Annotated in this window: 12 protein-coding genes and 1 pseudogene; 5 read left to right on the top strand and 8 right to left on the bottom strand. The window is 64.7% G+C overall.

Annotated features, from left to right (window positions below; all coding sequences use genetic code 11):
- Positions 1–134 precede the first annotated feature (134 nt).
- Positions 135–614: a hypothetical protein gene (locus VLR48_RS07300; RefSeq protein WP_325291147.1), complete on the bottom strand. Its 480-nt coding sequence runs from the start codon at positions 612–614 to the stop codon at positions 135–137.
- 360 nt (positions 615–974) lie between these two features.
- The gene (locus VLR48_RS07295) at positions 975–2,987 is read right to left on the bottom strand and encodes an amylo-alpha-1,6-glucosidase (protein ID WP_325291146.1); all 2,013 of its coding nucleotides are present in this window, start codon (positions 2,985–2,987) and stop codon (positions 975–977) included.
- Here VLR48_RS07295 and VLR48_RS20245 point away from each other — a divergent pair.
- Positions 2,975–3,229 (top strand): annotated as a pseudogene (locus VLR48_RS20245) (hypothetical protein); the annotation flags it as partial. The gene VLR48_RS07295 and the pseudogene VLR48_RS20245 sit on opposite strands and share 13 nt — an antisense overlap.
- Positions 3,169–3,729 (top strand): DUF4143 domain-containing protein, encoded by a 561-nt coding sequence (locus VLR48_RS07290; RefSeq protein ID WP_414718590.1) that lies wholly within the window; start codon positions 3,169–3,171, stop codon positions 3,727–3,729. The pseudogene VLR48_RS20245 and the gene VLR48_RS07290, both read left to right, overlap by 61 nt.
- Positions 3,730–3,781: 52 nt before the next feature.
- Here VLR48_RS07290 and VLR48_RS07285 read toward each other — a convergent pair whose 3' ends face one another.
- The 6 genes from VLR48_RS07285 to VLR48_RS07260 form a co-directional block, all read right to left on the bottom strand.
- Positions 3,782–4,234, bottom strand: a complete 453-nt coding sequence (locus VLR48_RS07285) for a hypothetical protein (RefSeq protein ID WP_325291144.1) — start codon at positions 4,232–4,234, stop codon at positions 3,782–3,784.
- Complete coding sequence (locus VLR48_RS07280; RefSeq protein WP_325291143.1) at positions 4,215–4,637, bottom strand: DsrE family protein; 423 nt, start codon at positions 4,635–4,637, stop codon at positions 4,215–4,217. Before VLR48_RS07280 ends, VLR48_RS07285 begins: the two co-directional genes overlap by 20 nt.
- 254 nt (positions 4,638–4,891) lie before the next feature.
- Positions 4,892–6,307, bottom strand: coding sequence for a PhoH family protein (locus tag VLR48_RS07275; protein WP_325291142.1), 1,416 nt, complete (start codon positions 6,305–6,307; stop codon positions 4,892–4,894).
- Positions 6,308–6,649: 342 nt separating this feature from the next.
- Positions 6,650–7,123, bottom strand: coding sequence for a peroxiredoxin (locus VLR48_RS07270; protein WP_325291141.1), 474 nt, complete (start codon positions 7,121–7,123; stop codon positions 6,650–6,652).
- 100 nt (positions 7,124–7,223) lie between these two features.
- Positions 7,224–7,763 carry a glycine cleavage system protein R gene (locus VLR48_RS07265; RefSeq protein ID WP_325291140.1) on the bottom strand — a complete coding sequence of 180 codons (540 nt, stop codon included), beginning with the start codon at positions 7,761–7,763 and terminating at the stop codon, positions 7,224–7,226.
- 85 nt (positions 7,764–7,848) lie between these two features.
- A complete protein-coding gene (locus VLR48_RS07260) occupies positions 7,849–8,409 on the bottom strand; it encodes a zinc ribbon domain-containing protein (protein WP_325291139.1) in 561 nt (186 codons plus the stop codon).
- Between the two features lie 167 nt (positions 8,410–8,576).
- Between VLR48_RS07260 and VLR48_RS07255 the strand changes: the two genes are divergently transcribed.
- The 3 genes from VLR48_RS07255 (at position 8,577) to VLR48_RS20240 (ending at position 11,524) form a co-directional block, all read left to right on the top strand.
- Positions 8,577–10,697 (top strand): hypothetical protein, encoded by a 2,121-nt coding sequence (locus VLR48_RS07255; protein ID WP_325291138.1) that lies wholly within the window; start codon positions 8,577–8,579, stop codon positions 10,695–10,697.
- A gap of 66 nt (positions 10,698–10,763) precedes the next feature.
- A complete protein-coding gene (locus VLR48_RS07250; RefSeq protein WP_325291137.1) occupies positions 10,764–10,937 on the top strand; it encodes a hypothetical protein in 174 nt (57 codons plus the stop codon).
- Between the two features lie 269 nt (positions 10,938–11,206).
- Positions 11,207–11,524 (top strand): CopG family ribbon-helix-helix protein, encoded by a 318-nt coding sequence (locus VLR48_RS20240; RefSeq protein WP_414718591.1) that lies wholly within the window; start codon positions 11,207–11,209, stop codon positions 11,522–11,524.
- Positions 11,525–11,831 lie beyond the last annotated feature (307 nt).

The following is an 11,831-nucleotide window of genomic DNA, read 5'->3' as shown; positions in this document are numbered from 1 at the left end:
GCCGATTGTGCCGCGCCATCCGCGAGGATGCACGCCGGTGACGCGCTCGAGAAATCCGCGGTCGAGCGGCCCCGCATTCACTCACCGGAAAACGACATCACCGGTGGAATACTTCCTGCGAAAACTGCCGGTGGTTAGCGGATCAGGATGGGGAACAACACCTCGGGCAGGAGATCGTCGTAGAAGACGGTCGTCTCGGACTGGCGGATGGAGAGCGTGCGCTCGCTGCGCGCGAAGGGATCGGCGAGCGGCTCGGCGCTGAGCACCAGATCGACCATGGCGTGCTGCTGGGGGCCGACGGTCCAATGGCTCCAGGCCGTGCACTTGCTACCGTTGAGCGCTGGATTGACCGCTGCCGTGTCGCCCTGGACCACGCGACGGTGGAAGGCGTCCTTGACGTAGAAAGGCGCGTTGGGGCTGCCCCAGAGCAGCTCGGCGTTGGAGAGGTTCTCGGTGAAGAGCAGCTCCGCGGGGTGGGTGCCGTAGAGGTGATAGGTGCCGAGCGTCGGGCGTTCTCCTCGATCAGCTCGCGATAGGGGAAGGGCGCTTGCGGATATTTGTAGAGATAGCGCAGATAGCTCGCCGTGGGCCGCGCGTCGCGATAGAACCAGCACTCCTTGACGTCCTCGCCGCGATTGCCCTGGGGTCCGGTGAGCCCGAAAGCGCGCTCCTTCAGGAAGGGGTCGCGAGCGTTCCAGAGTGCGAGCGCGAAGCAGAGTCGCTGCTCGCGGTGGCAGATGCCGCCGAGCCCGTCCTCGCTCCAGCGATAGACGCGCGAGCGCGCCTGCTCATGGGTGAAGTGGTCCCATGCGTTGCCGTCGGCGCTGTAATCCTCGCGCACCGTTCCCTAGGCGCGCTCGGCGAGATAGGGGCCCCAGAGACGCCAGTCGGCGGTTCCGCGGCGCGCCTCTTCCAGGCGTTCGCGTTCGGCGTTGATCGGTCCTTCGCTAGCGTGGATCTCCCGCGGTAGTGGTTTACCCTTTTCCGACGCGGATGCGCTCCAGCCGCATCCAGGCATCCAAGATACAGGCGACCGACCATGCCTGCGCCGGACATCCGCGCGGGCGGTGCGGCGGTTCGCCGTCGAAGGTCTCGCTTACGCTGCCGAGTCCGGCATCCCGAAGATGATCGGCGATCGGGGCGAGCCGCGTTTGCGCCGCGGCCGCATCGCCGGTCACCCGGTATTCCGCGAGGGCATAGTGCCCGAGCAGCCACGCCCAGACCGTGCCCTGATGATAGGCCGCATCGCGACTCCAAACATCCCCTTCGTAACGCTCCCGATAAGCGGGGTCTTCTTGCGCCAAGGAGCGCAAGCCGAAGGGACAGAGTAGATGATGCGCGCAGGCCTCGACGACCGAGGCTCGGGCCGGGGCGTCGAGCGGGGAGTGCGTCAGGCTAACCGCGAAGATCTGATTCGGGCGAATGCGTGCGTCGTCTCCGTCCGGGCCGTCGACGACATCGTAGAGGCCCGCGCCGTCCGGACGCACGAATCGGGCAAAACCCGCCCGTGTTCGATCCGCTGCGCTGCGGTAGCGCTGCGGATCGCGACCGAGCCGCCCGGCGAAGTCGGCCATCACCCGCAGCCCGTGATACCAAAGCGCATTGATCTCCACCGGCTTGCCGATCCTAGGTGTCACAACCCAGTCGCCGACCTTGGCATCCATCCAGGTGAGCTGCACACCCGGCTCGCCGGCGCGGATAAGTCCGTCGGCCGGGTCCATCCCGATCCCGTAGCGGGTCCCGTCGCGGTAATGCGTGACGATCGACTCCAGGATGGGGAATACCTGGGCAAGTGCGTCGAGATCCTCGGATGCCTCGATGTAGGCGCGCCAGGCGTCGACATACCAGAGTGCGGCATCGACCGTGTTGTAGACGGGGGTCTCGCCGGCACCGGGGAAGCGATTCGGCAGCATGCCGCCGTCGACGAAGCCGGCGAAGGTCTCCAGGATGCGTTTGGCGATCTCGGGTCGACCGGTCGCGAGGGTGAGTCCAGGCAGGGCGATCATGGTGTCGCGCCCCCAATCGCCGAACCAGGGGTAGCCGGCGATGACGGATGCGCCTTTGGACTGCGGTTGCAGCGCGGGCAGTGTGCCGATCGGCCGCTCGATCAGGAAGCTGTCGGCGGCGAGGATGAGTTGCTCGATCCAGGCGGGGAGGTCCGGGATCTGCGTGTGATGGGTCCGTGCGGTCCGAACGAGCGCGCGATCGTTCTGCCTGAAACGCTCCAACGCCTGCTCGGGATCCGGCGCGGTCTCGGCGTCGGGTACGACCGTAGCCAACAAACCGCACCACGCCGTCGTGCCGAGGGACAGCTCGGCGAAACCGACCCGCAACAGGTCTTGCTGATCCGGTAGCCCGCGTTCGCGCTCGATCGGCAAGGCGAATCGCTCGATCCAGGCGCGGTCGATCCGCATGCTACCGCCGACGGCCGTCAGGGCGATGTCGTGTCCGTCGGCACATCGGGCCGTCAAGCGCGCGTCGCCGTCGAGGGCGAGGATCGGGTCGAAGTCGCCCTTGCGACCGATGTGGTGATGGTCGCGATCGGCGAGCAGCAGGGCGATGCGCACGCGCGGCACGGCGCCGGGACGACCCCGCAGGAGCCGATAGACCGACCAGACGCTGTCCTCGCCCGGCGGCATCCAGATGCGCTGCTCGACCGAGAGATCGCCGCAGGCCCAATTCCATACCGGCATGCGCCCGTCCAGACGAAACGAGTCGATCACGCCATGGCCGGCCGGCTCGACGCAGCCGTCGGCCCAGCGGTTGGTGAAGAGGGGCCAGTGTTGCTTCCCGTCGATCAGGGTCGCGTCGAGCTTGGCGACCTGCAGGCGGCGGCCGAGCGGCGGATCGATCGTTGCGATCAGGAGTCCGTGGTAGCCGCGGGTCAGGCTGCCGGCGACCGTGCCCGCGGCATAGCCGCCGCGGCCGTTGGCGATCCACCATTCGCGGCGCTCGGCTCGGTTCAGGTCAGCTGATGGTTCAGTCATTGGCGAGCGCTAGGCGTGGTCGACAGGGTTGTCGGAGGGTTGCAAATCGGGCACGTCAGTCCACAATTGCACAAACGATTCCTCGCCGCCTTGCGATACCTCTCAAGCATCGACTCAAACGGTTTCCGGCTATCGCCTTGCTTGGTCCTCGTCAGGTTGGAAAGACGACCTTGGCCATGTCGTGCCGCGCGGCCGACGGTGCATTCTACCTCGATCTGGAGAATCCGGCCGATCTCGACAAGCTGTCGGATACTCGCGGTTACCTGGAGGGGCGTCGCGGCCGTCTCACGATCATCGACGAGCGAACGTCAAGAAGCGGCTCGTCAAATCCCCCAAGGTGTACGTGCGCGACAGCGGGCTCGTCCATACCCTGTTGCGACTGGACACGCTCGACGACCTTCTCGGACACCCGGTCGCCGGCATGAGCTGGGAGGGGTTCGTCATCGAAACCCTGTTGCGGGCCGCGCCCGAACGAACCCAAGCCAGCTTCTACCGAACCACCACGGGGGTGGAAATGGACTTGGTACTTGAGTTGCCGGGCAACCGTCTTTGGACCGTCGAGGTCAAACGCGGGCTCGCACCCATGATCGAGGCGGGCACCTATACGGCGCTCGAAGACATGAATCCCGACGCTGCCTTTCTGGTCTACTCGGGTGATGAGCGTTACCCGAAAGGCGGCGGAATCGAGGCGATTGGGTTACGGCAATTGGCGCAGGAACTGGCAACGCTGGACGCGGCGTGAGGCGCAATGCTCAGCCAATGTTGCCGAGCGTCGCGCTCGACGTTCCGATGGTTCAATCACGGCCATCCTGCGTGGGCCAGAGATGTAGTGCTGGGATCGCGTCGGACTCGACGACGTGAAGATGCATTCGATCGTCGCCTGCGTCGCACGCGGCGGCGAAGGCATCCTGTATCCCGCCCGCATCCGCGGGGTCCAGTCCGTCCAAGCCGATCACCAGCCTGAACCGATTCAGACCCGCGCGATCGCGCTCGATCCGTCCCGACCGGGTCCAGGCCTGAATGTCGCGCTTCACGTCCTCGACCAAGACCCCTTCGATCAGGTCCACCAGCAGTCGCCCGCCGATGGCGATTCGCCGCATCCTGCCGCCTCCCGGCAGCGGGGGACCTTCGCGCGTCTCGACCCGCTCGAAGACGGCGTCCGGGCAGGTGCAGCCGAGCGTCCCGCGAACGAAGCGCTCGAGCTCCGCACTTGCCGGACCCGCGCCGTCAGGGACGGATATAGACATAACCCTGGGATTGCAGCTCGCCGATCCGCGTCACCCCGCCCTGACTCACCTCGACGAACCCCGGCAGCAGCTCGTCGAGCTCCAGATTGAACCCCTTGAGGGTGTTGCCGCACATCTCGAAGGCGACGCCCTGCTCGCGCAGCGAGGCCACACCCGAGCTGACCCTCTCGGTTGCCTCGATCTCGTTAAGGGCATTGATCGCCGGGCCATGGACGACCAATACCAAGTTAATGTTCTCCGGTCCGCCGACCCCGTCGATATGATTCTGCATGTTGTTCAGCACGAAGGCCGCGCGATCCGGCTCCGAGAGGTGATAGACGACATTGATCTTTTCCGCCGCAGTCGCGACGGAGGACACGCCGCCGAGGACGGCAAGCAACGCCAGAAGGGAAGCAGTCTTCATCGGTAAATCCTCGTTTGATGGTTGATCGGCGCCCGTCTCACGGAGCGCTCGACACACAAGCCACGCCGCGGAGCGACGCCACGCGAGGTCTGCAAGCTCGACGGCTGGCCAATAGACCAAGCCCGCCGAGACCTGCGCCTCCTTTCTTCGTTTTCTCATTCACCTCAATCGCGTCAACGCCGTCGCCCTTTAAGCCCGCGAAGCGTCCAGCTATCCGCCCAGCCGCCAAGGTTCCACCGAGACGCGATTGAGCGCTAGAGTTCCTGCGACGCGAAGTCCGCCAACCGCGACCGTTCCCCGCGCAGCAGCGTAATGTGCCCGCTATGCGGCCACTGTTTGAACCGATCCACCACATAGGTCAGGCCCGACGTGGTCTCGGTCAAGTAAGGCGTATCGATCTGGCTGATGTTGCCGAGACAGACGAACTTGGTCCCGGGGCCGGAACGGGTGATGAGTGTCTTCATCTGCTTGGCGGTGAGGTTTTGCGCCTCGTCCAGGATGATGTATTTGTTCAGGAAGGTACGCCCGCGCATGAAGTTGAGCGAGGAGATGCGGATCCGGTTGCGAATAAGATCATTGGTCGCCGCGCGGCCCCATTCGCCGCCCTCGGGCTTGGTGAGCACCTCGAGGTTGTCCATGAGCGCACCCATCCAAGGCGTCATCTTCTCTTCCTCCGTGCCAGGCAGGAAGCCGATATCCTCGCCGACCGGGACCGTCACCCGGGTCATGATGATCTCGCGATAGAGGTTGCGATCCAGCACCTGTGCCAGCCCCGCCGCCAGTGCCAGGAGCGTCTTACCCGTCCCCGCGGCCCCGAGCAGGGTGACGAAATCCAGGTCCGGATCCATCAGCATGTTGAGCGCGAAGTTCTGCTCGCGGTTGCGCGCCATGATGCCCCAGACGCCGTGGCGCGGGACCCGATAGTCGTCCACCAGCTCGATGACGGCCTCGGTCTCGGTGCGCTTTTCGCGCACGATCGCCTCGAAGGTGCCGTCCTCGCCCAGATAGAGACACTCGGCGGGATACCAGTCCGCGATGTCCGGTCCGGCGACCCGATAGAGCGTGCGGCCCTCTTCCTTCCAGGCATCGAGCGACTTCTCGTGGTGCTCCCAGAAATCCTCCGGGAGCGCCTCCATGCCGGTGTAGAGCAGGTTGACGTCGTCGAGAACCTGATCGTTGGAATAGTCCTCCGCCGGGATGCCGAGCACCGCCGCCTTGATGCGCAGGTTGATGTCTTTGGAGACGATGATGACCTGGCGATCGGTCCGCAGCTTGCTCAGCGCCTGAGCGGTGCCCAGGATGTTGTTGTCCGCTCCGCTGCCCGGCAGCGAGGCCGGCAGCTTCAGGTCGAGCAGCTCGGTCTGAAAGAAGAGCCGTCCGGTGGACGGCTGCGCGATGCCGCCGCCGGCCGAGACGGGGCCGATCAGCAGGCCCGCGTCGATCTCGTCCTTGTCCGCCCCGGACATGAGCTGATCGAGAAACCGACTGACCTGACGGACGTTGCGCGCCACCTCGGACAAGCCCTTCTTCCCGTGATCGAGTTCTTCGAGCACGATCATCGGCAGGAAGATGTCGTGCTCCTGGAAGCGAAAGATGGCCGTGGGGTCGTGCATCAGCACGTTGGTGTCGAGGACGAAGAGGCAGGTCTTGTCGTTTTCGCGTTTGATCATGGCATCGGCTACCGGAACGCCGCACCGGAGCACTCGGCAGCGGCGATCGATCGGGTGGAGGAGGGGATTTTCGCCTCTCGGCAGGACTGCTCGGTTTCGGCCCGGGTCGCCGGGCGGCGCGCGTTTCGGCGTCGATCCGACGAGGATCCGGTGTGCTGCGCTCTCCGCGCGGGTGGCGGAGGAACCCCGAGGCGCAACCTAGTGCCGCAGGGTCGATGTTCCGAGACCGTTCGTTGTCGTTGTCGTAGTCGAGCATCGATAGGACTACGACCACGATTACGACAACGACAACGACAACGAAAAAATGATCTCGGACGGTCTCGGAATCGCTGCACCGCTACACTAGCCGGCGTTGAGCCGTTGCGCCGCAGCGAGCACGGCGGCGACGTGGTCCTTCACCTTGACCCCGCGCCATTCCTCGCGCAACACGCCCTCGGCATCGATCAGGAAGGTACTGCGCTCGACCCCGAGGCTCTCTTTGCCGTACATCTTTTTCACCTTGATGACATCGAATGCCTTGCAGAGCGTCTCGTCCTTGTCCGAGAGCAGATCGAAGGGGAAGGACTGCTTGGCCTTGAAGTTTTCCTGTGCCTTGATGCCGTCGCGCGAGGCGCCGAGGATCTGCGTGTCGGCCGCCGCGAAGGCGCCCGCCGCATCGCGAAAATCCTGACCTTCCTGCGTGCAGCCGGGCGTGCTGGCCTTGGGGTAAAAATAGAGGACGAGATTCTTGCCGCGGTAGTCCGAAAGCTTGACGGTCTTCTCGCCCGTGGCGGGCAGCTCGATGTCCGGGATGGTTTCGCCGATTGCGACGCTCATGTCGGGTGCCTCCACTCTCGAGTGATGATGTTGTGCGGTGGCTTTGGTGGCGGCCGGCGGCGTTTCATACCGTCCGGCGCACCTGCACAGCCGGTCGGGCTCAGCCCTTGATCGGCTCGAGCACCGCGTCGAGGTTCAGCCCGTCGCAATAATCCATGAACTCCTCGCGCAGACCGGCGATGTGCATGTCGGACGGGATCCCGACGGTCATGTGCACCGCGAACATGGTGGTTCCGGTGTGGGCGGCGGCGTAGGTGGAGGTCGACATGTCCTCGATGTTGATCTTGCGCTCGGCGAAGAAGCCGGCGAGGTTGTTGACGATCCCGGGATGGTCCATCGAGACCACGTCGACCGCGTAAGGGAGCAGATTGCGGCCCGTGGCGCGCTCGCCGGTACGCTTGGAGATGATCGTCATCCCGAGCTGGCGCTCGAGCTCCGGGAGGGCATTTTCGATCTTGGCCAACGTGTTCCATTTGCCTTCGACCAAGAGGATCGCCGCAAACTCGCCGCCGAGGACCGTCATGCGGCTGTCCTCGATATTGCAACCGTGCTCGAGCACGGTTTTGGAAATCTGGTTGACGATACCCGGGTGGTCTTCGCCGAGTGCCGAGATCACGAGGTAGGTCTTCTGTTTGGTCATATCCTTGCCGAAGTTCGCGGGTTACAGGTACCGTTCGGAGTGTAGCATGGGCCATCGGACCCCTGCATAGGGCGCGCCCGGGCGCTCAGGATGGCGACCCACTCCGCGGTTCGCTCGGTCCCTGCAGGGGATACCAGGTGTCGTCGCGTGCGGCCGGCAACAGATCCCGCCGCAGCTGCTTGAGGGCCTCCGAGGTCCGCGCGGCCCCGCCCGCGCCGAAGGGATCCTCGGAGTCGAGCACGTCGCCGAGCTCCGCGTCGATCTGATCCGGATCCTCGCCCGCCTCCATGCGACGGATCGCCTCCGCCATCCCGTCGCCGAGCTTCAGACCGGTCGCCTCGAACAGCTTGCGCATCGTCTGCGCCGCCTGCTTAGGGTCGTCCTGATCGAGACCCTCCAGCTCGCCGGCCATCGAGGCGAAGGCGTTCATCAACTTTTCCTCGTCCAGACCCGCAGGCAGATCGTCCTCTCCCGCGTCCTCGCCGCCCTCCGCGCGCCCGCGGCTGATCGCGAACAGGCTCGCCTGCCGACCCAGCTCAGGCCGCCCGCAGCGCGGACACGCGGGACGCGTCTCGCTATCGACCCGACGCGAGAAGAAGTTGAAGATGGCATGGCAGTCGGGGCAGTAGAACTCGTAGACCGGCATGGTGTTGTCTCCGTCGAATGGCTCGGCGCATTCTACACGCGATATTTGCCTCGCGGACCGCGCGTCGCAAGGTGCTCGCGACGCTGCGCCGCCCCTCGTCGTTGCGTCCCGAAGCGACGAACGCTATCCCTACGCCTCGGGACTTTGCCGTGAGAGTTGATGCTTCGATGTCTATTGTCGACAAGAGAAACGGTGTGTATCCCCTGGTCATTGCGCTGATCCTGTTCGTATCGGCAGCCCCCGCGGCATCTGCGCCCGTCGGTCCCGACGATGCGCAGCGCGGCGAGCGCAGCGGCTTCGAGTATCCCGCGGTCCCTCAACACCATCGCCACATGCAGCGTCTGCTGAACAACGCCTTCAGTTATGTCGATCCGGCGCACCGGATCATCGACCCGGTCTCCGGCTATCCGGCCGAGGGCTGGAATCAGGAACCGGCAAACGGGCTTTTTCTGCGCGAATTCACGCAGCTCACGGCGATCGGCGCCTGGATTGAGCTGCTGGCCAACATCGCCGCAGGCCAGGCCGACAATCCCTATCTCTCCCGCGACGCCGCCTTGGACGGACTCGCGCTTGCGGTGGCGACACTTCGCGCCGATCAGCGCAATCCGAACCTCGCCGCGAAGGGATTGCTTTCCAATTTCATGGGATTCGACGGTGCAGAGCGCCGGGGCCCGCTCCTGGAATCCATCGAGCGACGCCGCTTTATCGACACCTTCGGCAAGACTGATGGACAGGCGATCTGGTCGGCACTTCTGGCGAAGGGGTGGCTGCAGGAGGAGGACAACGGCCGCAAGGGTAAGGTCCTCCGTCGCGCCGGCTACGGGGCCCTCCATTTCGACGGGCCGCTTGCACCCTATGCAGATCCGGCTCGGCAAGCCGCCATTATGGGACTGCTCGATCAACGCGTGGTTACCATCATCTTCGGCGACAACGCCAACCTGACGGCCGCCTTGGCGAGGGCGATCGGCGCACTCCTGCAGCCCGAGATCCGCGACGTGCCGCAGGCGGTTGCCCTGCGGGACGCCATGGAGCGCTTCATCGAGGCCCAAAAAGAGGGCTACGCCCATCTGTTCGATCCGCAGACCGGCACCTTCGTCTTCGGCTGGGACGCGACGGCGAATCGGTTCATCGGCTGGGACGACGGTCGGGGCAACTGGGTGACCGGGCAGATGAACTACTTCATCAACGAGTTCCGCGGGCCTCTGATGTTCGCAGTGCTGCGCTACGGACTGCCGGTCGCGGCGATCCGCAACGCCGGATTCAAGATCAAGCCCTACCGACAGGCCGACGGACGCGACACCTATGCCTTGGCCGCCTGGGACGGCTCGGCCTTCCAGCTGCTCGGCCTGTCGCTGTTCATGCAGGAGTCCCGCAACCCGGCTTGGCGGATCGCTCTGAAAACACTCGTCGACATCGAGCTCGATTTCTCGACCCGCCACGGGCTGCCCGGACTCCTCTCGGAGGCCTACAGCGGCAAAGGGACCGAATACACCGGACTGATCGGGATCGGCGAGCTTGCGGTGACCGATTATCCGCTCGACACGCAGGCCCCGTCGCTCTACAGCCTCGGCGTCGCTTACGGGATCGCACCCGAGCAGGTGGAGGGGTTTCTGCGGGCCGAGTGGGCGCGCATCTCAAGCCTCTTCACCGATCACGGTCCCTGGGAAGGTTGGAATACGGCCACCGACGAGGTGATCCCCTACCAGACGACCGCCCACACCCTGTCGCTGATCCTCGGGGGAATCAATACCGCCCACGCGAACATGCGTCGCTATCTCGACGCGAAGAACCTCTCCGGTCAGCTCGAAGCACTGTATGCGCCGGGACAGCGGATCGACTTCCTGGCCGCCGAGACTCGCATCAACCCGTGGACCGCGCACGAGGATCCGATTGCATTCTCCCGCAACGCGGGGGCTGCAGGTTTCGCGTCGAAAATCACCGGCAGCGGAGGGCTCGCGTTCGTTCTGCCGGCCGGTCGCGCGGTAAGCCTGTCGAACGGCCGGCTGTCGCTCCGGTTCGGCTCCGAGACCGAGGTCGAGGATGCCGTCCTCGCGTTCAAGCGCGCGACCGACGACGACCTTCCGCCGCCTGCGATCCCCATCGAGATCTTTGCACGCCTCCCGAAGACCGAAGCAGGGACGATCGAGGTCGTCCTCCCGGCGACACCGGCCCTGCAGGGGATCTCGGAGGTCACGCTGACCTTCCGCAGCGACGAGCAACCGACAGCGGTCGATCTTGCGATTCGAGCGTTCGACTTTGTGCCTTTCGAGGTTGCGCTGGAGCCCTGATCGCGAATGCGGCGTTTCCGCTAGACTTCACCCATACGCTGATTCATCGACCTCCCGACACACGCGTTGGTCCTGCGCGCCATCGTCATCGCCGCAGTGCTCGGCTGGGCAATGCGATATTGGTTGGTCGGGATCTTCCGCGGCGTCCTCGGCACGGTGCTCGCGGCCATCGTCGGCGGGATGCTTACCTACGCCCTGGTCGACACCCGCCGCCCCCTCAAACGCTTCGGTAAGCCTTGAGGTGATTTTCGCACCTAAGCGTCTCGGCCCCGCATTCCTGCAAGACATGTACGGGCTGTAGCGGCGACGTTGGTCGCTCCGTGATCTCGGTAGTTCCATCCCGAAAGTCACCTAAGCCTTCGCAATTTCTGCGCATCCAGGTCTTGTGGCCGGTCTTGCGAGCGAGATTCAGCGACCCATAACCATTCTCGTCATATGCTCTGTCCAACTCATGCCGGCGCGTGGCGCCGAGCCGGTCTGCAAACTGTTTCTTGTCGGAGTCCGATACCATGGCCGTCCTTTGCGTGATGTTGCCCGATGACTTAGAGCGAAAGGTTGATCTGGAGGCTCGATTGACCGGTCGGTCTCGTTCGGAAATCCTCCGCGAGGCCATCGCGCGATTGGTCGCACGGCGTGATCGCGAACGATTCATCGCCGAATATATTGCGGAGGCGACGGCGGGTTATTACAACCCGATGCTGCGCCGAGAGGCAATCCGGATTGCCGGAGAATTCGATTCGGCGGAGAGCGAACCCAGCGACCTTGCCGGGGGAGGGGATCCCCAGGAGCGATCGCCGGCGGACTCCAGCGAAAAGTGGTGGGAGTGATCACGCTCAGCGGACTCGAACCTTAGGACTATGGTACGGCGGTTTTTGTCCACCTCGGTAACGATGGTCCGTCACTCAGCGCGAACGGATACGGTTTACCCCGGCAGGGGCGGGGAATACTGAGATCCGCGAACGCATCGTAAGCCGAGGGACGGCTCATCCCGGCGGGCGCGGGGAACACTGAAGATAGGGTAGGTTGTCGTGTCTGTGTGGCGGTTCATCCCCGCGGGCGCGGGGAACACTCTCTCCTCGCTGCTCGAGGCCGATCCCCTTGCGGTTCATCCCCGCGGGCGCGGGGATGAACCGC

The sequence above is a fragment of the Thiocapsa sp. genome (assembly GCF_035467215.1).
Taxonomy (GTDB): Bacteria; Pseudomonadota; Gammaproteobacteria; order Chromatiales; family Chromatiaceae; genus Thiocapsa.
Note: the sequence above shows the minus strand (reverse complement) of the source record. Positions and strands in the feature narration are given on the sequence as shown.

Coding starts and splice junctions, on each gene's coding strand:
- VLR48_RS20240 (WP_414718591.1), top strand. CDS start 11,207: ATGGCCGTCCTTTGCGTGATGTTGCCCGATGACTTAGAGCGAAAGGTT.
- VLR48_RS07285 (WP_325291144.1), bottom strand. CDS start 4,234: ATGTCTATATCCGTCCCTGACGGCGCGGGTCCGGCAAGTGCGGAGCTC.
- VLR48_RS07260 (WP_325291139.1), bottom strand. CDS start 8,409: ATGCCGGTCTACGAGTTCTACTGCCCCGACTGCCATGCCATCTTCAAC.
- VLR48_RS07265 (WP_325291140.1), bottom strand. CDS start 7,763: ATGACCAAACAGAAGACCTACCTCGTGATCTCGGCACTCGGCGAAGAC.
- VLR48_RS07255 (WP_325291138.1), top strand. CDS start 8,577: ATGTCTATTGTCGACAAGAGAAACGGTGTGTATCCCCTGGTCATTGCG.
- VLR48_RS07295 (WP_325291146.1), bottom strand. CDS start 2,987: ATGACTGAACCATCAGCTGACCTGAACCGAGCCGAGCGCCGCGAATGG.
- VLR48_RS07280 (WP_325291143.1), bottom strand. CDS start 4,637: ATGAAGACTGCTTCCCTTCTGGCGTTGCTTGCCGTCCTCGGCGGCGTG.
- VLR48_RS07275 (WP_325291142.1), bottom strand. CDS start 6,307: ATGATCAAACGCGAAAACGACAAGACCTGCCTCTTCGTCCTCGACACC.
- VLR48_RS07270 (WP_325291141.1), bottom strand. CDS start 7,123: ATGAGCGTCGCAATCGGCGAAACCATCCCGGACATCGAGCTGCCCGCC.